Source organism: Escherichia sp. E14V7 (assembly GCF_004212225.1).
In the GTDB taxonomy this organism is placed as follows: domain Bacteria; phylum Pseudomonadota; class Gammaproteobacteria; order Enterobacterales; family Enterobacteriaceae; genus Escherichia.
The window spans coordinates 309616-335898 of record NZ_RHJJ01000006.1 but is presented as its reverse complement, the minus strand read 5'-3'; the positions used below and the strand labels follow the sequence as shown (position 1 = coordinate 335898).

General features: G+C 49.6%; 6 protein-coding genes. All 6 read right to left on the bottom strand.

Going from position 1 to position 26283, the window contains the following annotated elements:
* Window positions 1–98: 98 nt before the first annotated feature.
* The 6 genes from D9741_RS08470 to D9741_RS08445 all read right to left on the bottom strand — a co-directional run bounded on the left by D9741_RS08470 (window position 99) and on the right by D9741_RS08445 (window position 26216).
* Entirely contained in the window at window positions 99–2213 is a 2115-nt protein-coding gene (locus D9741_RS08470; protein ID WP_000218177.1) for an ATP-dependent helicase, read from the bottom strand.
* Complete coding sequence (locus D9741_RS08465; RefSeq protein WP_130216619.1) at window positions 2210–8551, bottom strand: DEAD/DEAH box helicase; 6342 nt, start codon at window positions 8549–8551, stop codon at window positions 2210–2212. The genes D9741_RS08470 and D9741_RS08465 overlap by 4 nt, the downstream gene beginning before the upstream one ends.
* Window positions 8551–13458 (bottom strand): class I SAM-dependent DNA methyltransferase, encoded by a 4908-nt coding sequence (locus D9741_RS08460; protein ID WP_130216621.1) that lies wholly within the window; start codon window positions 13456–13458, stop codon window positions 8551–8553. Before D9741_RS08460 ends, D9741_RS08465 begins: the two co-directional genes overlap by 1 nt.
* A gap of 2 nt (window positions 13459–13460) precedes the next feature.
* Window positions 13461–16319, bottom strand: a complete 2859-nt coding sequence (locus D9741_RS08455) for a DEAD/DEAH box helicase (protein WP_001041505.1) — start codon at window positions 16317–16319, stop codon at window positions 13461–13463.
* A gap of 223 nt (window positions 16320–16542) precedes the next feature.
* Entirely contained in the window at window positions 16543–22857 is a 6315-nt protein-coding gene (locus D9741_RS08450) for a DEAD/DEAH box helicase (RefSeq protein ID WP_130216623.1), read from the bottom strand.
* Entirely contained in the window at window positions 22857–26216 is a 3360-nt protein-coding gene (locus tag D9741_RS08445; protein WP_130216625.1) for an STY4851/ECs_5259 family protein, read from the bottom strand. Before D9741_RS08445 ends, D9741_RS08450 begins: the two co-directional genes overlap by 1 nt.
* Window positions 26217–26283: the final 67 nt, after the last annotated feature.

Genomic DNA, 26283 nt, shown 5'->3' with positions numbered 1-26283 from the left:
CTGGCTGTTGGGAGCTAAACAATATAAATATCACCAGTTGCCAGAACGGTTATATAGACCAGGAGCGTTTCGGCTCCTGGTCTGTTTCAGACATGTTATCAATCAGCCACTAATAGCGGACTAGGGACACCAGATGATGAAACAAACAGCCCTTTTACGGCACGGGTTGCAGCCACATGCAGTAACGCGCGCTCATTAAATAATGCATCACGCTGTTCAACGGGATCATCGGATGCTAATGCTTTTATTTCCGGCACAACGCCTTCGTTAATCCCCACCAGGAACACATACTGGAACTCAAGCCCTTTAATACGGTGCATCGTTGCAACCCGCACGCCAGGGCGTGCATCGCTGTCACCGCTATCATTGCCTAAATTAAATGTCTCAATTCCGGCGTCATTCAGTGCTGATGCGTAGCGGTCACAAGCATGTTTAGTACGCGCAGTAATGCAGATATCCTGAGAACGAACCTGATTCGCCAGCAATGCCTGAATTTGCTTGACGAGCGTTGCAGCCTCTTCTTTGAAATCTGCCGCATGCGTAATCATGGGCTTTTCCCCGTGCAGTAATGACAAATAATCATTACTGGTATCCGCTTCGCCATCGAGGTTATCAACCTTGACACCAGTTAACAGCCCAACAGCAAATTGACGCGTCTCTTCTGTGGTCCGATAGTTAATCTTCAATTTTTTACTGCGACGACCACGGACGTTAATACCACACTGACCAAGAACGACCTTATTGCGATAAATACGCTGATGCCCATCCCCGACAATAAACAGATCGTTGGGCGACTCGGGAACCAGGCTGCGAATAAGAGTAAATGCCGGGGCACCGATATCTTGAGCTTCATCGACCACAATACTGCTATAAGGTAGTTGAACCTGTTTTTCTTTAAACAGAACAATAGCCTCATGCATGGCATCGCCCATTTCGCGCAGTTTGGCACGCGCCATTTGTGCTCTGAATTCTTCAAAGACTGGCCAGATTTTCGCCCGTTGAATACGGGATAACGCTGTACCACGTCCAACCCGGCTGACTTTGAGGTATTCCTCCCGGGTGTAAACCGCATTTGGCTGGACAACGCGTTGCCACTCTTCAGCATAGAAATTGTCAGGTAGCCCCAGTTCGGCAGGTGCCTGCTGCAAGGCATAGTTCCAGCATTTGCGTCGCCCTTCATCGCTGTCGTATACCACGCGGAAATCATAACCGTGGCGTTTTAGTTGGTCGCTCATCCAGGCATCAATGTTAACGACGTCAATACGCGCCATCTCTTCTCGCGTACACAACCGCTGGAGATTAGCGCGAATATCTGCCGCCAGGTTACGCGTAAAGGTCGTGAAAAGTACCTTCTTACCGGGTTTATCTGCCAGACGCTGAGATAACCACCGCGCACGGTGCATCGCAACAACCGTTTTCCCTGTACCTGCACCGCCCAGTACTCGTACCGGACCATTAGCGGGCGACTCCACCAGTTTTCGCTGGCTCGGGTGCAGAAATACACGCCATTTTTCTAAAGGCGCATTAAGCATCTGCAATAGTTCCTGTTCATTTTCAACGACATGGAAGCGACGTTTACTTCGTTCAATCGCCTCCATAAAGTCGTTGGTATCAACAGGCTCATCACGATGATCGTTAAACTCTTCCAGCACTTCCTGGTAATCCAGCCCTTCTGCCAGCCAGTGCAGAGGTTCCCAGGCTTCTGCTGGCATTATGCTTTCAAGTTGATTAAGCCCGGCTTCATCGGTAAGCGCCATCACCTGATCAATAAAGACAGGCGGCACACCCAGGGCCAGAATCTGTTCCGCGCTGTAAGCTGCGAAGAGTTTCGGTTTATCAACCACCGTTTCCGCTGCCGGTTTGATATAGCTAATATCAATGACCTGAATCGCGCCGGTAACCGGGTGAATTGAACAATCATGCCGCCGCGCCCAGTCGTATGCTTCGTCGTGTTTATCCACCCACATCAGCATATACAGGGCACCCTGTTCAGGTTTCAGAACAATGCCGCGATAAGTTTGATCGATTCGCACCGAATGGACATTTTTACTGCGCGCATCGTGGATCTTTTCATAGTTAAGTCCATTACTGGTCGGGTCCTGACGGAATTTGGAGATGAATTCCTGCACCTTTTTTTGCTGTGCTTTTGGGATCCGCGCGAATGCGCCCAGAAAACCATCAGAAAGTGCCACCTTGGGCGTTTGCACCGTCATTTGTCACCTCCGGACAGATGTTGCAATGTATTTTCGTCAATTGGCCCGAATGCAACGTGCCAACCCCTGGTTGTGAATAATGGAATAAATTCTTGATTATCAATAATCAATGCCCATTTTTGTGATGGCCAGGCGAGATCGGCTTCCGCAATAATTTCACCCTCATCATTTTGCAATTCGTAGCCGAGAGTCGGCGCAGAGAGAGAATGAGACTGAAGCAACGCGATCTCTTCAGCGCTTAATAAGCCAAACTCAATAATCTCAGCCCAACTTTCATCCGTCTCTGGTACTGCCTCTGGCGTTGCCGTAACTTTAGGGTCAACGCTTTCCTGCGGTAAATGCACGGCTTTACGGCTGGTAAAGGTCATATCCGGCAGGAACTGTAACAGGTTTACCAGTCGCCAGAAGCCATTGAGTCCCGCTTCATAACCGTCATCCTGCGTATAGCGATCGTCAAAACAGATATGCAAACGCAGCCAGCTGCGCATTTGTGCGACGCTGGTCGTCGGTTTAATGGCTTGTTGTGGTAACACCGAAGCCAGCTCAATAAATTGCTGCGATGAGTTACAGCTATCGAGTAAACCACCAAAGACAAACGGTTCGTCTGGCAAAAGCTCTGCTAGCCGCCAGGCTGGCGCGTTTTCCTGCATTTCATAGGCATACTTTTGTTTCGTTCCCGCGTCCTGTGACTTCTTCACATCCAACCACACCCAGGCATGTGCAGCAGCCATTCTCTGCCATAACTGCGTTCTTCCGCCCGGATCGGCGAGATAATCCAGCAGCAGTGCAAAACTGTTGCGTTCCCGGAACGACGCTTCAAGGGCCGCAAAGTTGGTATCGTGAAACAGGTTATAAAACTTAGGCTGTTTCATATCCGGGTTATGCCCAAGCCCCAGGACATCCTGAACATGTTTAAGCCCAGGCTCTTTGAGATCGGCCCACGTGACTGTCCACACCCAGAAATTACCGCTATCCCGAATCGCCTGGCGTTTTTGCACATCCTCTGCGACGCTATTTTTGTGGAACGCAAAGCCATCAAGGAAAATAGCCACCGGTTTAATGGCATCAGACTGCATAAGCGGAGATAGCACGTAATCCGGGCGACAAGGGATCCCCACCGCCTCTTTAGCGCCTAAATCCACCTGAGCTTTAAGATGCCAGCTCATCATCGGTTCGCTGCGGGTGTTAATAATCCACCCAGCGCCCTGATGCGCGTAACTGCGACTGACAATCAGGTTTTTATTTTCTTGCAGGCAGCTAATAAACCGTTTTTCCAGCTCACTGCCCATCATGGCTTCGAGGGAAATGTTTTTGATGGAATCAATTACCCGTATCGAATCTCTTGCCTGCAAAATTTTCGCCAGCAAGAGACGCGCCTGATCGCGGGAGACATACTTCATGCGCCCACGGTCACGGTAAGCGTAAACGCAACGATAACAACCATCTTTATGCGTATCATGGTTGCAACTGCATTCCACTATCGCCTGATAGGCCAGTTCAAGTAATTTCAGCAAATTGTCGGGAGTGCGCATCAGCTCTTTAAGAGAACCAGTCCCCCCCGGGACGGTATCGTAAATCACCAGATACTGCCGCCAGGATTCGCCTTCATTTTCCGGCTCGCGGTACACAACGCCTTTCAGGTGATCGACATTCCCCTTGAAGTAATGTTTAAGGCCGAGCTGGATCGCCGCCCCAAGAGAAGCCTCCACGACACGGTCATTACTGTAACTGCTTACCGGGAGCAGAATACGCAACGCTTCTGACTCCAGCTGGCGATAGAGATAGAGATAATCTTCGAACTTCGCCTTTTCCGGTTCCGTGCGATATTTGCAGCTCAAATCATGACGTGGTTCATGATCGCGAGGACGCTGCACCATGCCGCACCCGAGGCAAACTTTAAACCCGGTTCGCTTCTTCGCTTCTCCGGCAATCATCAACTCATTGGCATCATCCGCCATTTTGCCGAAGTTGATATCCCGCAGGGTGACTTTGCTTAAAAATTCAAAACCAAACGGAACTTCGCCTTCCTCAATCGCGTATGCCGCCGATACATCTTCTTTTTCGAAACTAACCAATAGCTGACGCTGGAAGAAAGCAGGTTCACGGCTGTCGCTCTCGTCGCTGATCTGGCTATCACGTGCGCTGGCGCGGGCATAAACCTGGCGAAGTTTCAGCAGCGTGGTTTTTTGTCCGGCGTCGGCCCATCCCGGTGTGCCACATTTCGGGCAATATTTATGCTGGTCGCCCGTCTGGTCGATATTTTCGCTGTAGTTACAGTGGCTACAGATACGCCAGTTCTCCGGCTCAGAGACCTTCAGGTCTATCTGCTCAATTTCAACTTTATGCCCACCGGCATAGAAATTATTCAGAGGAGCCAGCTCAGCCAGCGCCGTTGATGCCGGGCGTTCATATTCGAAAGTGGTGTTTTGATATTCACGCGCTTCCCCGCCTTCTTTACGCCGCCAGAGCACAGAACGTAACGTAATACCGGCTTCCGGGAAGGCGTAGTTAGGCAGCAGACCTTCATCCGTGAGGAAATTCAGCGTCTGCTTATTGTTGATTTGATTGACCAGCGCCATCAGCGCCTGCCGTTCTGAAGTTAACTCGCGCATATCGCTGTCAAAGTTTTGATCGCGCGGCGCGTTCTCCAGCTTATCGATACTGCGCTTGAGTTTATCGATGCGTGAACGCAGAGATTTGCGATCTTCCACCAGCAGTTTTAACGCCTCTTCGATACGCTGCACCAGAGAGCGTTGTCCTGGCGCGCCCTGAAGATAAGACAACAGCTGTTGGCGAGTTTCTGCGGCAAGATCGGGGAAGATCGACGTAAATTGTGCAGCAATCTCCGCATGATGCTGTTCGATATATCGCAGTAAGTTATACGGAAAACCCGATTTACGCCCGAACTCCAGCTCATCCAGCATCTGTTTGACGTTTTTACAGATAGCGGATTCTGGTACACCGGTTTTCACCCAGTTATCCATACAAAAAGCCGCCAGCTGGCGTTCGAGAATAGCCGTTGCATTGAGGAAGACGCCAGGAGCCTGCACCTGGCCCTGCATCATCTCCAGTGGTTCTTCAAAGAAAAACTGATCGTGCGGGTTCCCTTCTGCCACGGTAATGTTTAACGCGTTACCATCTTTACGACCGGCGCGACCAATACGCTGCAAGTAGTTGGCCTGAGCAGGAGGGACAGAACAGAGTAAAACGGTGGAAAGATCCCCAACGTCAATACCCATCTCCAGCGTCGGTGTTGCCGACAACAGGTTGATATTCCACGGTTGGTTGCCCCGGTAGAACGATTTTTCGGTGGCTTCGCGATCTTCACGGCTAAGCAGCCCCGTGTGTTCTGCGCCCTGCACGCGCGCGATGTCCATGTTCTCCCAACGCCAGGTCGCCGTATTGTCCACTTCCTGGTAACGACCTTCACAACGTAAAGAGAGACAAGGCGCATTACGCCACTGCCAGCCTTGATCGGCCGGAGCCCGGACAACCTCACGGCAACATGAACAATTAAGCTGAACGACGTCACGGCTCACCACCAGCGCCGAAGGCACCAGTCCCCAGGCTTCACGCCCTTTGGTATCAAAATCTTTTACTACTCCGGCTATTTTCAACGCCGTAAACAGGCGTCGTAACACTGTTTCCGCTACGCTACTGATAAACAGATTATTGCCGTTACTCAGCGTGCGATTGATCCAATGCTGATACCAACTGGGGTTAGACTTCGCGCCAATCAGGCGATGGAAACCATTAATTTTTTCAAACGACGCATAAGCCGGTTTACGTGTTTTCGGACCGATAGAAGGCATATAGCGCGAGGTACGCTCTTTTTGCGTCATCATAAAGGTCGTGCCATCACGGCGATAACTTTCGAACGCCGGATGCATAACGGCCCCAGCCTGGCGTTGATACCAAATAACCCCCAGCGCCAGGTGCGCTACCTGCTCGACGCTCACACCGGACATCTCATCCCCCAGCTCTTCACAAAGCTGTTGATGCAGGGCGGTAATTGCCGGATTGAAGCGATCTTTATCCACTCCGGCAACGGCATAACCGGTGGCTTCCAGCGTACGTCCGATACGCGCGCGCAGGGTGAATTCGCTGTACACCTCCCAGTCGAGGCGCAGGGAAACCAGCTCCGGCAGATCGGAGTTCTCCGCCAGTTTGCCTTCATTTTTCAGCGTCTGATAATCATTCAGCCACTGCATATTTGGCGCGATAAAGTTCGCTGCAAAATGAGCATCGTCCGGTGAACGTTCACGCGTTTGTTGGCAAACACGCGCCGCGAACGCATCCAGCGGTAATGTCTCTTTTTCGCCAAGAACACTGGCGATTTGCCCACGAATCATCAGCGGCCATGTGCGGGCAGTAAAGAAGCTGGCACGATGCGCGGCGTCTTGTACCGAGTCAGAAAACGTAATCAGCTTTTTATGTTCGTTGAACTGGCTGCCATAAAGCTGGTGAATCATCACCGCCGACAAACTAGCAGCCCGTGACCCCAGGATCGAAATCCCCTGTTTGCTGTTGCAGTACGGGCATTCATTAGCAAACTCCAGCTCGTCCTTACGCTCTTTGAGCATATCCGGGATCAGTACCTGCAACAGTTCCGTATGACCGCAATGTCCACACTGGACGCTGGACTGTCGGTTCAGTTTCAGGCAGGTAGGGCACAGTTTCTGGTGTGCGCCACTGACCGCTTTTTCGTTGTTATCCGGGAAAGCAAGGACGATGGAGCGTCCTTTTTCAAAGAACTGGCGATAAATGCCGTCGAGGTCTGTTTCCAGCTGAACGCTTTGCCCATGACGCAGGCTGGCCCAGCCAGTTGCGTGGCAGTCACGGCAGTGGATAACCGGCAAATAGTGTTCGCGGTCTTCCACCGCCACATCATCGGCAAACACCAGTCGGGGCGTTTTCGCCACGCTGGCGACCAGACGACGCATCTCACGAAGCCACAACTGGGAGCGCAGTTGCACAAACGGCAGCACCGGACGCGCTTTCTTCGCCTGGAGACGTTTTTGCCGATCGTGTTCCGTTTCCGGTACTTCGAGACGTGCCTGTGCGATCAGCGCCAGAATGCTTTGCAGCACGCGTCGGGCATGGTCGGCGCTTTCTGCCAGCATGACCTGGAGATTTTCCAGACACTCTCGTTCAGAGAGGATCCCGCCTTGCAGATCATGGAGTAAGACATGCATCACGCTGTGGTGGCGTAACAGTGACCCCAGCGCAATACGCTTTTCACGCCCGTCGTCGCTCTCCAGATCGTCCGGGAGTTGCAAGTCGCTGTCGGGGAACCACAAAGGGATTTGCCCGTTAAGATACGCTACCGGGGTAGCGTAACTCTGCGGGTCCAGCGCCGAAGCGACCTCCGGCCCCGGATACTGACTGTACGCAATGGCGTAATCCTGCAAGTACTCCGCTGCCGTGTAGCGATCTTCGCGAATAACGGCATCATCGGTAAACGGCTGGTCAAAGATTGTTTTTGCGTAATCGAGCAGTTGCCCCAGTTCGTCGCCGACGGTAGCTGATGTCCCGACGCAGGCGAATCGTTGGTTATCCACACCTATGTGATGCTTCAGACGTCGCACCAGACAGGCCAGATCCGACCCTTGCGCGCCATCAAACGTATGCAATTCATCCACGACCAGGTAACGCAATGAACCGGGCTGGTTGTAACGCCAGAGCGGCTGATCGCCAGGGCGCATCAGCAGGTAGTCGAGCATTTTGTAGTTGGTCAACAGGATGTCCGGCGGGCTTTCTCGCAGCGTGTGCTTGCAGGTAATGACCTTTTCTGCCGACATTTTTTTGCTGGGTTCGATTTCGCTGTCGCCGACAAACAGGCCGACGGTCACCTTGCCATGCAGTTGTGGATCGCTGGCGATGGTTTTGGCGAAACGGCTGGCCTGATCGGTTGCCAGGGCGTTCATCGGGTAGATGATAATCGCTTTAACCCCGGCTTGTGACGCGCCCGCGCAGTGGTTGAGCAGCGGGAACATAAAACATTCTGTTTTACCGGAGCCGGTACCGGTAGCGACCAGCGTCGGCTGTGGCGCGTCGCTTCCCAGACGCTGAAATGCCCGGGCCTGATGTGCGTGCGGTGGGAACGGCAGCGTCAGATTAGGGAAAAAATTCAGCGGTAAGTCACTTTTACGAAACGGCAACTGGGCGGAAAGGTATGGTCCTTTCAGCAGCGTTTCGGGCTGGGCCAGAAATTGCTCCAGCATTGAGACATTATCGTTATTCTCACCGTTAAACAGCGGGCTGTTTAGCGGGAACGCCGCCCGTAAAAAGGCGGCAACGCTGTCGGCGACCTGCCGACTGACAACGGACGGCAACATCAGGCGCTCTCCTTATCTTGTGCAAAGAACGCCCAGGCCACTTTGTAGTCATCTTCGCGATCTGGCTTGATAAACGGAGCCTGCCAGGTGACGGTACGGCGCTCGCCTTCGTCGCTGCGGGTATAGTCATCAAAGGTGACGCTGACGGTACCTGTTTTAAGATGTTTGACATCATCCCAGCCGATAGCTTGGTCGGTGCAGTCACCGCCGGTCCAGTCCGGGCTGTCGACGTTAAAGACAAAGCCGTTTTTCAGGTCAGCTTTACGCGCGGTACGAGGCAAGCCAACGCCCACCAGCCCTTTGCTTGGGGTAAAGATAATGCGACCGTTTTGATCGTACCAGGTGTCCGCTTCGTACTGGCGCATAACCGGGAACTGAACGCGATAAATGGTAAGCAGTTCTTCGAGGGTTAACCCCAGCGCCTGTGCCACCAGTACGTCGATTTCTACCAGCGCCTGACGGCGGCTGTAGTCGGAGCGTAAGGCGCAGTTACGCTGCCACTCTGGGGTCAGATTGGCGAAGAAATCCTGGGGGAGCTGCGGGAGATCACGGCTCCAACGCTGGGTGTTGAAATCTGGGGTATAGCAGGATTGCCAGAGACCATGATAGGGAGTTGTTAAACTATTTAATCCGAGCAAACGAGAAATTCCGACAATTAAATTCTTTTCATTCTGCAAAACCGGAATAAGTTTAATACTTCCAGAAGTAAAATCTGCTTGCCCAGTAGATTTTACATAATAATCAAAGCAAATGGAGGTAGTAATTAAGGATGCTCGTAGAAGCAGCTCAATTTTTTTAAAAGCAGTGGAAATCACAGTAAGTATATTACTAGCCATTGGGGGGACAATAACTGGTATTAAAGTACGCTCCCCAGACTGACTCAGCCGCTTGCGTAGACATAGGCGATAATAATCCGTCACCTTCCTCGGCTCGTCTTCATCCTGTTCTTTCCACGAAACCCGTGGGGTACGCTTTGCATATTCCTGTGCATCACATGCCGGAATGTAGTTAGTGCGCGGCAGATAGTCGTCAGGCAGAGTTAGCAGATCGAGGTTATCGTATGCTTTATGCGTATCGCAAATCACTTTCGGCGTGTTATAGAAAGGATTTCCAACATAAAAATGCGGGCCAGACAATACCCATTGTGACGCATCTTTTGGAAACTGCGTATTACGTTCAATAGTGCCATCACGCTGCGCATAAGTTTCATCGAACATCACGGTAGAAAAATACTCTTTTTGCAAATCCCCCAGGCGTATAGGTTGGGCCGCAAATTTCTCTAAAACAGCGATCAGTTGTCTTGCATGTATAGCAGGTAGACGGGCCTCGAGACTTGGCGTTCCTTCCTCATCATAAAGCTGCGAAAAAAGCTTTAATAATTGTTCATCAATGTGCAATAACCGATCCGGATGCCCCTCCAGGTTCCATTCATCCTGATCATTCTTAATACCCCCTACGATCTTATCTGAAGGCATAAAACAGCCATCGATCGTTTGTGGCATAAAGAGGTTCGCTATATTACTAAACCCTATCGTCGCGGATGTCGTTGCATACAGATTAATACTAAACTTGTTACGGTTACCGATCGGGAACAGTGCTCTTTCATTCTGAAACTGAAAATGCGCCCTCAGCCTCGGATATACCGCCGCACGTAATTGCCCGCCTTTCGGGTCATCATAAATCCCTTCCGGGTGCAGGAAACCTGACACGCCTTTCTGCGCCCCTAAGCGCCAGGCCTGCGGCAGGAAGCATTTATACAAGTTGGTCTGCACCCCGCGCAGTACCGGATAGTTCTGCTGCGCATTGAGGAAGTTTTGCATCCCTTCACAGCCTTCATACTCGCTGCGCCAGGCCGCTTCCAGCGCTGGGATCTGGTTGAAGGTATCAATACGCAACGTTGCCAGCTTCGATGCACTCAGCTTACGCAGCACAAATTCTGGCTCGTAATCACCCAGCACGCCCGCTTCCTGCCATTCCACTTTCAGCCACGGTGGGTTTCCGAGCATCAGGTCAAAACCGCCGCGCTCGGCAAACAGGTCGCAGAACTCCAGATCCCAGTGGAAGAAACGGTGCTGCTTTCTCAGGGCATCGACAATCGCCAGACGCGGCAAATGACGGAACAACACCTCAGTTTTCAGACGACCTGCAACGGAAAACAGCGAAGACTCTTCTCGCAGCAGGCCTTCTTCGGCAAACAGATCGCCAGTGGTGTGCTCCGCAACTTCAGTGACTTTTTCCGTGATTACAATCCCGTCGAGCAGGGTTTCAATCTCAAACAACCAGGTGCCTCGATCCGGTAGCTCATCGGCTTTGTCGATCGGCCAGAACCACAGCGCGCACCAGTAGTCCATTACCCAACGCAGCTTCTGGTAGGCGCTGTTATCTTCAAGACGACCGCTAAAGGTTTTATCTTTACTGCTCAGCGAAGAACGTGTCTGCTCGCTGTTTTCTGCCGGCCACACCGGGTAGCTGTCGGCGGTTTTCAGACGTTCTGCTTTAAGTTGCTGGCGATAAGTGTTCCACAGAGCTTCCACCTTTTCGCTGATACGCTGCACATCAGCAATCTCATGCCCGGCAAAGCTTTTAATAAACTCTTTGCGCCAGCTGTCCAGCGCTTTGAAGTCATCCGGATAACGCTGCTTAACAGTTTTATCGCTGTAGTTAGCCATACCGCCGTCGGGCAGCAGGAAGTGGAAAATCTGCGTCTCTTCACGCGGCGTGTTCATCGCCAGCTCGACCGGCTCGCTGTTAAGCCAGCTCGGATCTTTGGCTTTTTTGTAGGTCAGTTCGCTCTTGTTGAACACCTGACGGCGCGCGCCCACCAGCGAGTTACCGCAGTGCAGCTGGTAACCAAACCACGGTACAAATGCATCGCCACTGATGGCGTTCAGCCACAGCGACACTTCCGCCAGCTCCACCGCCACCGGGTTTAAGTCCACGCCGAAAACGTTGTTGTCAGCAATGTACATTTTTACCCGCTGTAACTCCTGGGTGTAACGATCCTGCGGAATACGGCGACCTTCCGCCTGCTGCTTGTGGAACAGATACGCTTCCGCCAGCTGGTTGATGGCTTCGTTAAGGAACGCCGCGCTGCCCATCGCCGGTTCGCACACGGTGAGGTTTAAGATGGCGTCGGCTTTGGCGTGCGGATCGCTAATGGGATCAATCTGCTCCTTAAACAGTTCTTTCAGGGCATATTTAACCAAGGAGCGGGTCAGCACTTCCGGGGTGTAATAGGAGGCAGATTTCTCACGGTCGCGCCCGGCCATACGGTAGATAAAACTGCCTTTGCGGTGAATGCGCAGACTGCCGTCTTTCTCGTAGACCTTCTCGTCTTCGTGGTATTTGCCAATCTCATCCTTACTGACGAAGTAACCCGTCTCCAGCTCGTTAAACTCTTCCCCGGCTTTCTTCACCTCGTAGAGATCTTCGCTGGCGAAGAATCCGCGATAGGAGAGCAGCGCCTCATACACCGCACCCAACTGGTTGATACCCAACTGGCGATAAGAAATACGTCCGCGGCGGTTAAAGCGCCCTTTGCCCGGGCGGCTTAACGACATCGCCTGGATAATCTGTTGCAGGGTTTCGTTACGGAATACCACGCGGTTAAGAATGCGGGTGTTGTTGGCATCGAACAGATGACTTTCCAGACGCGGGACGCTGAACTGATGACTATGGATGGTGATCCGGTCGCCGCTCTCCAGGTCACTCTGCATTTTCACGCCGCCGTTGTAGCCTTCGCGCACCAGTTTAAACAGCATATTCAGGCTGTCGTGGAAGTAGCGCCCGTTGCGATCTTCTTCGCTGGTCAGCGGGATCATCTCCAGATCGCGCAACGTTTCCAGGCTGTAACCTTGCAGATAGGTTTTGGCAGTCATTGGCGCATAACCCAGCTCCGGGCGCGCTTCAATGTAGAACAGGAACAGCAGGCGGTACATGTAACGCAGACATTCGCGGCTCAGTTCATCCGGGTCCACCGCACGGTTACCGGTATAGTTTGCCAGGCCACGGTCGATCAGATAATGCATCGCTTCGTTGCCCAGCAACTCAATGCTTTCGCGCAGGGCATATTTCAGATCTTCCGAAACACCAAACGCATGTTTGTGCGACTTATCATCCAGCGAGTCAAGATAAGGTGCCCCGCTACCCGGCAGCAGCGAATCTTTATGTAGCAACACCGCCGTCGCTTTCAGCGTATCCGTTTCACGACGACTTAAAATCTCTTCAAAATCAAAACGCAGCAGACGGTTTTGCGCCCACTTAGTACGGTCCAACAACAATAGCTGACGGTTACCGAGCAGCAGCACAAAACGCGGCGGTTCATTTTGGGTGAAGACCGCCGTAGAGAGCAGATCCTGCCAGCTGCGATATTCACCGTTGGCTTTTTTGCGCAGGCTGTCGCGCTTATGTTTGTCGGTATCCTCCGGGAATTGCGCGGTCAGTAAAGAGAGCGCCAGCGGATCCAGCGTTCCTTCTTCCTGATCGTGTGCTTCAACAATCCACAGCCACGGGCTACCGTCAGTGCTGTTGTAACGCGCCAGTACCGGCAGTGGTGTATCGTCATCCAGCATTTGGATCTGCGGCGTAATTTCGTAGCCCAGCGCCTTTAACAATGGCTGCCAGCGATTACGTTGATCGGCCAGACGCTGCGGGATCTGACGCTGTTTTTCGTGCTCGGCAAGTTTGCGGAAAAACTCAGTCGCCAGACTGTTAAACTGGTTCCACGGAGCGCGGTATCCCGGCTCCACGTCTTTACCCTGTTCACGAGCGGCACGCTCCGCATCGCGCGCTGCATTTTCCTGGGCTATCCAGGGTTCCAGCACATCGCGGATATCACTGGTGAAAACCTCACCCAAATAATGGTTAGAGTAAAATTCGTTTTCGTTATTAATACCGACCAGCGCCATGATTACCCCTCCGCTCCGGTGATAACAGCAATTACCTGAATGTAGGGTTCTTTTTCAGTCGTCATGGTGTCCTCAATCCATTCGATATAGCTGTCAAAATTGTGTTCGATTTCGCGTTGTCTCTGCTCTTTACGGCTCTGCTTGACTGACAATTGCTGTTTGTTATCGGCAAAATCCAGCTCAAGTTGGCTCAACTGCCGCCCACGCAAAACGTCCAGCTTTTGCAGATGCTCATTCAGCTGCTGGTTAATGTGCGTTTCAAACGCATTCCGATCATGGATGAATACCTCCCGGGCATGAGCAATAGCCGCTTCCAGTAAATCCTGCTGGCGCTGGTGATTACGATCTTTACCGCCGCTGTTAGTCAGCTTGTTACTCAACTGCGGATGACGTTGTAAAAACTCAGCAAATGGCTGACTGCCGATTAGCGATTCACGGTTAAAGCTCACCACTATCCACGGGTTCACCATCGGATGTGATTTACGGTTCGGGAATAACCCGGAAAGAATGAAGTGATCTTCATCGGGTTCAAGCAGGTATGGCAGACGGATAACCGGTGCCTGATGACGACCAAAAGCCGAAGAGATTTTATCGTCCAGCCACTGCACTACCGGGTTGATTTGCCAGAGATACTGCACATCGGGCCAGGCATGTTGCTCACCGCGAGCGCGCGCAATCGCGTCGGTGATGACGGTTTTATCCTGACTTAAATAGAGCTGCCAGTTCTCCGGGGCGATTTCAGGCGGTAGCTGATTGAAGCGGCGGCGTAACTCCTCCGGTGCCACCAGCGACAAGGTATTATCAGGCAAGGTTTCATACTGGATAGTTTGACCACTGGCTTTCAGGTAACCCAATGCTCTTTCGCAGTACGCCTGTTCGCTGGCAAACAAGCTGGTGTCTGTTTCGGTGACCATTGAGGCATCGCTGGAAACCGCACTGCATATTTCGCCAAACAGATCGTGTTCGGCGCTTTCCGAGACGTTGCTGTTCAGCAGTTGATCAAACAGGCTGGCACCATCATCCTGCATCATGAACTCTGCAACCTGCTCTTCTTCCTCTTCCTGGGTAAATTTGCCGGTAAACTCCGAACTGTCCCCAATGTTCTTCTGCGCCTGTTCGTCTTTGTTGATCAACACTTCCAGTACGCGCATATCGCCATTGATCTGTGGTTCGCTGGCCTCGGTAAGCAGATAACGGATTTGGGGCTGATGTTTTTGCCCATAGCGGTCAATACGCCCGTTACGTTGCTGGAATACCATCAACGACCACGGAATATCAAAGTGAATCATTTTGTGGCTAAGGTGATGCAAGTTGATCCCTTCAGATGCCACATCCGAACAAACCAAAAGACGCAACGGCGACTGCGTTTTACCAAAGGCTTCTACGGTTTCCATCAACACCGTATCGCCCTGATCGCCGCGCAGCGTGGCGATCTGGTCATCTTTCAATTTCAGATCCGCTCGCAGTTGCTGTTCGAGGAACTCCAGCGTTTTAATGCTTTCGGTGAAGATCACCAGGCGATCTTCCGTGTTATTGGCTTTCCAGGCGAGGTCTTTTCGGATGGTGTCGAGCAGCAACTGGTATTTGCTAAACTGGCTGGCATCAATGTTATTCAGCGCCAACAGCAATGACTCCAGTTCGTTGATCTGGCTCTGGCTATTATGATCTTTACGGCTCTCAAGACGCTTCAGACGATTAGCCACTACGCTGGCACACGCCATCGGGCTGGAAAATAGCGCTTTTTCGAGAGTTATCTTGAACAGACGACCTTTGTTAGACTGGGCCTGCTCATCGTCATCATCCCGGAACTGGCTCTCAACCAGGCGACGGTATGCTTCTTCTTCGGCACCGGATGCCAGGCGAGTCAGTTTAACGATATTGCGCTCGGGGAACTCGCCGGACATCTGATCTTTCACGTCTTTTTTGAAGCGACGGACAACCAGATTTTTATCGGCAAAGTCGGCGTATTCATACTCTTTCGGGTTGGCGATCGCCGTCGGGTCAAGCATGTTCATCAGGCTGGCAAAACTTTCAGCCTTACCATCATGCGGCGTTGCTGAAAGCATAATCAGCGTATCGCTGCGCCCGGCGAGCAGTTTTGCCAGTTTGCTGCGTAACGAACTGGTTCCACGTTCTGCGACGTTATGGGCCTCATCAATGACAATAATATCCCACCAGGCATTTTCCAGATGGTGACGATATTCAATGTCTTGTTTCAGCGTATCGATGGAGATAATGGTTTTGTCAAAATAGTGAAACGGGTTGTGGTTGGTAGGGATGCGGTTACGCACCTTTTGTAAACCAGCAGAATCCAGGCGGGTCAATGGAATCGCAAAACGGCTCCAGAACTCCTTCTGGAATTGTGTCAGCATCGATTTAACCGCCAGAACCAGAATACGCTTTCCGCGCCCACGACGGATCAGTTCTGAAACCAGAATACCGGCTTCCAGCGTTTTCCCCAGACCGACAGCGTCGGCAATGAGTATCCGCTGGCGCGGCTGTGCCAGCGCCATCCGCGTAGGATCGAGCTGAAACGGCATGGAATCCATCGCCGCCAGATGACCAAAATGGACTTTACTGTCTGTCGGTACGCGTTGGCGTAACTGACTTTCGATATACAACTGCGCCGCCTGATAATTGGCGGATTCATCTTCCACCAAATGCGTTTTTGCGGGATCCAGGATCTCTACTTTTTGTTCCAGTTTGGTCAGAAATAACCCTTCTTTACCGCGCACAAGCTCTGAAATACCATCGCAGGTCAGCAAATACCCACCATCACCACTGTCATCCGCCCGGCGAATACGCCATTCGGCATCACGAATAACCACCCGCATACCAGGTGCATAATTTTGCTTATTCATCGGTTTTTCTGTCTATTTGGGGCAGTGGCGGTAACGTCATCCTGAAAAATGTGGCGCGGCACACTGCGATAAAAAAGAGGGCCTTAAAGATATCATGAAGGCCCCCGGCAAAGTGACAAAATGGGAGGGAATGCGCATAAATTGCGCATGATTTTCAAACAAAAATTATTAAAAAGTGAGCTGGGTCAACTCCCCTGGAAGATATCCCCAGGGGAGCAATTATTTATCCAGCGATAATATAACTCCTAAGGTCATTACCCGGGGCAACAGCTCGCGCTCGCGTGTTTGCCAGCCGTTCAACTTGCTGCGGTACTCGCAGAGCAAAATCAAAGAAGGTGTCTTCAATACAGCGCCAGTAGCTAAGCCCCATGTCGAGCAGGACATAATGCTGACTGCCATCGCTGAAGGTGACTGTCAGTTCTCGTCCATGCTCCGTACTCTGGTTATCCCCCGTTAACCAGCTAATTGCTCCCGGCCACGCAGGCCCCAGATATCCTTCTTCAAGTAAAGTGGTCACAACCTGCTGACGCTCTTCCTCATTAAGCCACGCGTTATAGAGAGCGTCGTGTTGGCGAGAGTTGTAATCCAATTTTTTGACGCAAACAGTGAGGCTGGCGCGTTCCGCCATTCCCCGTTCAACCAGCTCGGTTAAGATTTCACCTAACAAACGCGCCGTGAATGGGCTATTAAGATAACGATCGCTGTACTCAACATGCGTTATCTCTTTCTGGCGGGTAAATGCCTGCTTCCAGCCAGCGTGCTGTTGCGTGACTAACGACCAGAAACGCGAACCAAAACCTTCCAGCGGCCCGTCCAGTTGCTCGCAGAGATTGATACGCACCGCCCCGGTGGGTAAGGCGGGCAGTAAATCTTCTGCACTTAAGGTCTGACCCGTGAAGGTTTTTCCGGACGCTCCTTTAAGTGTCACTACTGGTGAGGACGCACTTTGTCCCCATAATTCACCAGGTGCAACGGTAGCGCTGTCGTCTGCGGCCCACTGTTGGCTTTGCCCTTCGCGAGTCACCTGTGCAAGCCAGCGCCCCTTTCCTTGCATGAGTTGCGCAGTGGCAATGGATTTCACTTGTAAGTGCCCTCCCGGCATCGCCGCCAACGCGGAAAGCTGATGTCTGGAGCTATCAGTTAAGTTTACCAACGGCGTGGCCACCAGCAACTCAACATGCCCACCGGAGGAGGCAAACTGGAGCAACTCTTTCAATAATGGCCATTGGGCAAAGTCCCACTGTTCCTGCGGCCCCGCAAGAACCAGCGAGCAGGAGTCATAAATCTCGCTGTTCAGGCATTGCGCAATACGTAAACTCAGAGGGTTAGTTTCAACCCGGCTACCATCGCCGAAGTACTGATATTCTGGCGCGAGGTTAAGTCGCTGCAACCGTACATTGGTAAGCAGGGTTAATGCATGGTGACGATCTAATCTGTTGACATAATGCTGACTGTCGTAGCTGAGCAAGCAGTGGTGACAGAATTTATCGCAACTGCAATCGAGCAATTTTCTGGCGTAATTAAAGACATCAGCCCAATGGTCGATCAATTGCACTGCATAACCTGCACCCCCCGCATTATTGTCGTAAATGAAGATGGAATATCCGGTATAGCCATTGATATCGCGCGCTTGCTGCGTCGTCACGCCCAGCTCAGTATTTTCGATACCCAATTTATGCGCTAACCCTTCACGCAAAGCGACCGCAAGGGAACGCGCGGCAACCTCATCACGGATCAACAGGCCATTATCATCATTGAGTTGCAGCTCAACCATATCTGTACGACTGCTATACCCCAACCACAGATCTTTATGCACATGACCGTGGCACAATTTATTGCTCCCCTGGCGATCGTTACTGCCCCCTCGCAACAGGTAATGCGTATTTTCCCTCTCTGGGTTCTTTAGATTTTCAGGGGTACGCTGGGGTTGAGTTTGAGATTCTGCCCGACCACATGAGAGGCAAATTGCGTAGCCGTGCCCAAATTCCCCTTCACTGAAGTGGAACAATTCCCCACTATGGCTAAAACGGTAACGTCCGAGCACAGCATCGGGTAAAGAAACCCACACCGAAGACGGTACAAGAACACGTGGATCTTTCCAGGGAAGTTGTGCAGGCATGGATACATCATTATGTGCCTGATAACGAATATCTGTCGCAAAACCAACAGGCTGTAAATAACGCTTCACATCAAGTTGCTGTATATCCGCTTTGCAGTGACTACATTCGACAGGACGGGTAGTACTGGTTGCCCCCGCACCACATTTACGACAATGCCAGAACCACGGAATATGATGATCGCCTGACAGCTCCTGCCCGCTGGCAAGCACCTTGCCAAGCATAATGCCCGAGGAACGATATACTTTTCCGCCCAATACCACATCTGCACCAGGCGCATACTCGCGTAATGCTGTAGGCAAATCACGGCTGGGCAATTTTTCAATACGACGAGAAAAGCTTTCTCCCCCTTCATTAGGGTCAGCCTGAGTGGCTTTTATTGCGCGACGTTTTTCCAGCTCATCTGCCGTCAGATAATTGAAATTGACGACGCCAACCGGGAAACCATGCCCCGGCAGGAACGCTTCACTAATGAGTTTAGAAAACAGATATGCACCGCGATAATCACGAAGCTGATAAGCGATGGCTTTACCTGCTGGTGTTTCTTCCCACGCGCTGTTATCCGCCTTCAACGCTTCGATATTTTCCAACAGTATCGCAAGTTGGCTTCTCCAGCGGATATCAACCTGCTGCATCATTGCTTGTGTGCGGGTCAAGAGCTGGGTTGCCGTCAATGACATCAATACGGTTCCCTGAGTAAGGCGTTTAAGTTTATCCGCCAGCTCATCGGCCTGGTGATTTAACCAATGGAGAAAACGAAGACACTGGCTCTCATCACCTTCAAAGAACCATTTGCAACTCAGTTTTGTCGCATCAGGAACTTCAGCTCGTAAAAACAGACCTAAAACCAGGGCATTAACATGTCGTTGAACAATGCTACTGCTCCCAAAACGAACCCGTGGCGCACTGGCAGTAGTGTTGAACGCCCAGAGGGGGTCTTTGAATACCTCCATTCCATGCGCCGTGTTTTTACATAACGTAATGGCAGCAGATGCACTTTCTCCACGACGCCCCGCGCGACCTGCACGCTGCAAATAATTTGCCGGAGCTGGAGGAACGTTGTTCATTGCCACCAAACTCATACCACCAATATCCACCCCCATCTCCATGGTCGTGGAACAGTTCAGCACATTAACTTTGCCTGACTTAAATTGTTTTTCATTAAACTGGTTCTGCTCAGGCGTTCTCTGCGCAGAGTGTTCCTCCAGACGATACCAGCTATCTTTCAGGGCCAGTCGGTCGCTGCGAGTAGACCATAATCCTTCCTCGCGGGCATGTTGAATCAGCGCATTACTTTCCAGCCACTCCAGACGTTCTTCTCGGGCGATTTCTCCACCACCAGACAAACGCCAGTGACGTACAGGAAGCTCAGGCATTTCAATCAACACTGCTTTTTCAGGTGCAATTTCTTTGCTACCCGGCAAATACGGAGAGTATCCCAGCAACGTGACGTCTAACGCACGTCGAGTATAGGGGCAACGCCACACTTGCTTTGGACTGTAAAATTCAGCCTGTTGTTTAATATCCAGCTGATAACCCGACTCAAACTGACGTAAGCAGGGTCGAATTGCATCCCAGACCTCAATCATTAAGTGGTTAACTAACGATTTCCAGTGAGCCTGCTCAGGTTGTATTGCCGGAAAGACTGCGATTAATAGCTTAATGACCCGGTTATAATGGCGATCGCGTATTTGTGGCCAAAGTTGATCACGTTTCTGCCCTTTGTTTTTTTTATCTGGCCCCTGGAGCATTTTTACCGGGAAACGTGCCCCCATCCAGCGAGGGTATTGCTCGTTTTCGTAAAAAACGGCACTGTTTTCACGGATAAAGAAATCAAGAGTAATCTTCAATAAATTACGCCATTCCGCTAATTGCTTATCGGGATCGGGTAATAATGTCTTCCAGTCCTGCGGGCAGGTTGTAACTTTATCAATGAATGGATAGTGAATGGCTACCAGACCCAGACTTTCGAGGGTCCAGGCATTTTTAGGGCGGCGACCAAACTCGCTGTATAAACAAAAATCTGCAAACTGTTGTTTAGTAAGATCAAGCCCAGACAATTCTTTAAAACTGCCTCTCATTCTATCGGCAAGGTCCACACTGCCAACCAGCTGTTCAGACAGCGTTTGCCATGACATGGTTTTCTTCTGCTGATTGCCAGAGTTAGCCTGAAGTATTTGCATCGCTTCAGCATGCTCCGGGCTTAAGGAACTCACCATCGGCTCAATAATTTTAAGTGCCTGAATGTCCGCCGGGCTAAGCTCCTCATTCGCAGCCATCGCTTTTTTCAGCGCGTCGATGGAATTTTTTAAAGGGAGGACAGAAAACTGGCTAATAACTTTCTCTAACAGTGCACAGTGTGCCGGGCTGAGTTTTGCTGAAGGCTCTGTAATATTTGCCAGCTCCTGGTAACAAAGAGCTCGCAACGTCGCTTTATCGGCATCCTGCTGTAAGCGGGCTGAAATGCGAGCGGTACCCTGACGCGAATCCGTAAAGGTGAGCAAGCGTCGACCATTAAACGGTCCTAACTGCTCTTCTCTTGTTTGCGGTAATGGAGAAAACTCCAGCAGAGTAGGAATAATTTCATTTAAAAAAAAGGGCGCGCCGAGCCGAAGCGGACGGAATAAAGGATTATTTTTCCGTTGAGTGTCACCACAGCAAACACAAGCAAAGGAGTTATTGCGTCCCTCACCTCGAGATTCCGGTCTTAACAGGTTTATTTCATAGTGCTTTTGCGCTTCACTATCAATTTTCCCCGCCGTCGTTTCTTCCAGTGAAATGATATATTTTTCACCATCGCTCGCAATCAGACGATCAAATTGAGAGTTATTGTCTAATTCGTCGTTGTCTTCATCTTCAGAATAAACATCTACATCAAGAGCAAACTCATCCACTTCGGCAGCGGCGGGTTGCGCTACTAACCAGTTCGTTCCATCACCGCGCACCTCCTCTTTGGCAGATAAATAAGCTGAACCACACCCGGAGCAACGTAAAACTTCAAATACTGGCGCACCACAGTCACAATATTGGCGCTGCTCAAACCATACCTGACCAAATGGCCAGTCACTCTGATTTAATTCATGTGCTTTATGTGAGCATTGTTTGTTTGAACATGCCCATAGACCCGCCAGTGTTCTGATAAACCCATGCATACGTAATGGCGTAAAAGCCAGTTCACCTTCTCGCGATCTTGCCATTAGATCGAGGAGTTGCAGTAGCTCACGGTGATTAATATCTGGCCAGGTTCTTCTGGCAACATTGAGCAACTCACTCAAACGTACTGCCTGCCGTCCGGGATGAGTTAACGCCTGACGCAATTGCTGGGCCACACGGTAATGACAAAGCTGTTGGTAAAGATGCTGAGGGCTCAGAGATTTAAGAGAAGTTAAAGATGTGGGGTATTCATGACGAATCAGCGACTCCGATACCCGCGGTATTTGTCGATAACCGCGAACCACTTTGACATCACGTTCTGTAACGCCCGCGAGATCAGCGACAAATTTAGCAAGCTCCTTATTACCTTCAGGAGAGTCTTCACCAATAGTGGCAGAGGTCGCGATAATCTGCACAGGTTTATCTGTGCCAGGTCCAACATTGAAAGCCTGCATAACACGACGTAAAAGCAGCGCTAACTCAGCAGCCTGAGAACCAATATAACTATGGGCTTCATCCAGGACGATATACTTTAACATCCCCTGAGACTTTTCGATGATTGGGGCATCTTTACGACGAATCAGCATATATTCCAGCATGGTGGTATTCGTCACCATGATGGAAGGTGGTGCTTCATAAATGGCTTCCCGACTCAAAGCTTGTTCAGGTACTTTCAACTGATCTTCCTGAACTTCGTATTTGGTATGCCGGGTTTCGCCATTATATAGCGCGAAGCGTATTTTCCCCTTAAATCCGCGCGTCCATTCGCGAAGTCGCTCCTGTTGGCTGTTAATTAATGCATTTAACGGATACAAGAAAATAGCTTGTGTCCCTGTTAGTGACTGGCGGGTCGATTTTTGCTGACGAATAAGATCTTCCAGAACCGGTACCATAAAGCATTCTGTTTTCCCGGATCCCGTACCGCTGCTCACTAACAAGGATTTTTTGTCTTCCAGAATCGTTCGCCACGCAGTAAGTTGATGACGAAATGGCACTGGCGCTTTGCTCAATGCATCAACCAGCGGGCTGGAGATCAGCTTGTCCCGCAAATCCTCCATTGTTTCATCCGCAGGCATCCAGCCGAATGTACTTTCGAATACCGGGTCTGCAAGCAGTGACCCCTCCTGACCGGGAGGCTGGAAATATTGTGATTCCAGATAATGAGTCAACGACTTGCTCCGCAATGCCAACTGACTTACCACCGACCTCACCGCACGCTGATGAAGCTGATTTAGAAGTGGCGCATAATGCAGTTGCTGAACGTCCATCAATGACATACTCCTGCTTGTTCAAAATAATATTGATAGATTACCCCTAATTGCTGCGGGGCTTGCTGATAGTGGAATTCAAAAAGCGCAGACAGTTGATGTATCAGGTTATTATCTTTTTGGGTTAACAGCGCTGCGACTAACATCAAATTAAAACGTTTTTCAAGCCGTGAGTGATATTTATCTTCAATCCAAAGCTTATTAAAAACAGATTTTAACTCTGGAGTTATAGCACTAGCCCAAAGTTCTTTAGGGAAGATATTGATACGCCCAAAGCTGTCGGGGTTCCTTAATAGCATCTGTTTAGCTTCATTAAACTGCTCACGACTAACAGTTGGCAAGACATTACAACCGGCTGATAGGCTCTCGCTATATGTTAGTAACATATTCGCAATGGGAGCCAGCCGACGATCGATATGTGCACGATGGTTCATAAAAGCAATAAAGGGTTGCAATATATGTAATGCTAATGTTTTATCGTTAATCTGTTTTTCCAGATAAGTCCAACACTTTTGAAAAACACCTTTCCAGATTGAAACAGGAATCCATCCCCATGAAAAGGGTAATTCTTCCTGTATATCATAAATCGTATCGCTATCACCAGAAAGACATGATGATATTAACAACTGAACAACCACGCGGTAATTACTCGAAATACCTCTGAACAAATCCAGATCCAGCAAGGATAAGCCATTATTCATTTTGTATTTCTTAATATACTCTATTAATAAACAGCAATAATTTTGCAAAGGGTTGTTGTCTATTTCAAAAATTAGCTCATTAAAATTTTTTTTGCGCTGTTCTGTGTCTGCTTCGCATAGAGCATTTAGTAATAAATCATTTGTCTGCAATACAGGTAACATCCATTCAATTACTGGTGCAATACGAACTGTACCATCAAGTTTTCCCACAATTAACCATGGGCTATCATGAACATTCAGACCTGAAAGATCATAAGCAAATTCATCTTTTTTTAGCAGAGAGATGTGTAAACCTGGATCCTTAATAGAAATAGCCTCAACAACCAGCTCATCTATTCTATTGGGAGGAAAAACAATAGAGTTTTTTATATCTACCAGTAATTCTTTATCGTGTTCAATAAAACTACCATCATAGCGTTTAATATTGAGTGTTGCTTTATCCTTTCCAAATCTGTCAGAGTAAAAATCAACACATAATGTACTATTACTGTTCCATGCACATGCCAGCATAGCATTTAGCAAATTATAGTTCTCATAAAGTGAAATTTGTTGTAATTGGTCATTGCGGCCTGATAAAAGAGGAAGGTCGGCATGTAAATAATGGAATTTTTCAGCTACTGGATTGTCATCCAACAACTCGATATTCAGGTATCCTTTTCCGGCACAAGATATGGTTAACAACTCAGCATCTATTCCATGCAAATGTGTTATAGATGCCACACCATCAAAATAAACAGAACCATCATTAGTTACAAATCGGCCACCACTAACCGGCTTAGGTAATAATAATTTAAGATTAGAACCATCTTTCCAGGAAACCCGTAAATTAATGGTACTTTCCAGCATCTGCGATGAATTACAATAAATAGCACACTCGTTTTGTGAATAATCGGACTTAAGTGTTACCTTTTCATTGTTTGAATATTTATCAATTCTAGTATCCGTTATACCAGAAAGCATTATAATGCCTTGCTGAGCACTCTCAGGTATAATTTTAATATCGAAGTCTGCTGGTAAAACTACAACTTTACCGCTAAATAAAACCTCACCGTTAACTATTCGCCGGACTTCTATCTGCCCTTTTGGCATTTCTGATGCAACAGAATACCAGGCATTGTTACCTGAACGAATGGATCGCCAAAAAAGTTCTTTCTCCGGTACAATGCCATATTGCAGCTCCTTTTTCCAACCGATCTTCGGCCAGGCTCGATGGACAGGATAATCCGATTTAACCAGTTCAACTTCTGTCGATTTAATATAATATTCAATCGCAGAATCATAAAGTTGCTGGGTGCGAATTGTACAAACTGCACCATCATGTAAAACAACGCTAAATACTCCACTTATTTTAGTTAAGCTGCGTTCACTGTTTTTCAGCAACCTTGGGATATCAAACTCACCTTCTCCACTAATATCTAAATGGCTATTTTTCGGTAGCGAAATAAACAGAGCATTTAGCCTGGAACTCACAGACCCCATACCAACAAGTTTTAGCTGCGATTCACTCTCATTCATCGCTTCAAAAACCCAGGGAAGTTCTTCAGTAAGTTCATAACCGCCTTTTGGAATTGTGTGGCCTAACAGAATTGGACCTTCATGAAGCGACAATGAGATTTCGGCCATTGCATCTGCACCAGAGAGTTTTTGCATTGCAATAGGTAATAACTCGACCCGCCAATCTTGCTGCTCATAACGGCTTAGCATTGCCAACCTTGCCCCGCCATTTTTCCATTTTCCTGAAATGATGAGTCGGGTCTGCTCCGGCTGAATATTGCATTCAAACAAAGAGGTTAACTGTTCTGTACGCATTGTGGCCGGGAATCGGAACCGGGCATCGCAATACCAACTGTCATCAACATCGACCCAGATTCTTTCAACCTGAAGACTACTTGCACTGCGTATTTCAGAAGATTGAGAAAGTAATCGCCTTACAATCTCAGCAGCATTCGCTTCGGGGAGAACGAGTGGAAGTTGAAGATGCCAGTCTGGAGAGAGCTTACGTAATGCAGAAACGGGATCACAGCTTTGAGGAGGATGCTCACTAAGTAATCGGCAGAGAGTCTCGCAGAATTCACCGGCTATTTCATAGACCAGTTCGTTTTGCATTGTGACAGGAATCGTATCGCCTAATTCTTGTGCAATTTTAGCGGCAGGATATTGAGATGATTGCCCACGAAGCGCCTGATATATCCTTCTGAAATAGGTAATCAAATAACCGCTCTCATTTTCAATCATGCGGATAGGTAAACCACCTTCACAAGCCAGTGTATGAAGATAACCCGAAGCTTGCCCCAGGTTTCTTATCTTTCTTTTCCAGTAGCGAATGCCATCATTAACCAGCTTCTGTCGATGAACATACGGAACTTTCCAGTCAATAGAATCTAAAATTGTGTCCCATTTAGGGTGTCCGACCGTATGAGTCCGGCGGATAAACTCTGCGGCATATATGCTAAATAGAACATCGCTATAGGAAATGAATATCGTTCTGGGATAACTACGGGGGGCATAAGTACGCAGTAGTTCTGCCAAACTTTCGTACTCTGTATCAGTACAACGGTAAGCATATAACGCCCTTCCATCAGCTCCGGATAATGAACGGCGACTAAAAAACATGTTAAGCCATTGCAAAAGTGGGTTAACTGGAGTTTTCACAAGCAACCTGCCTTCCTTTGATACAATTCGTAACAGGTTACTATCATCATAAAAAAGCTCAACCCGATGAACT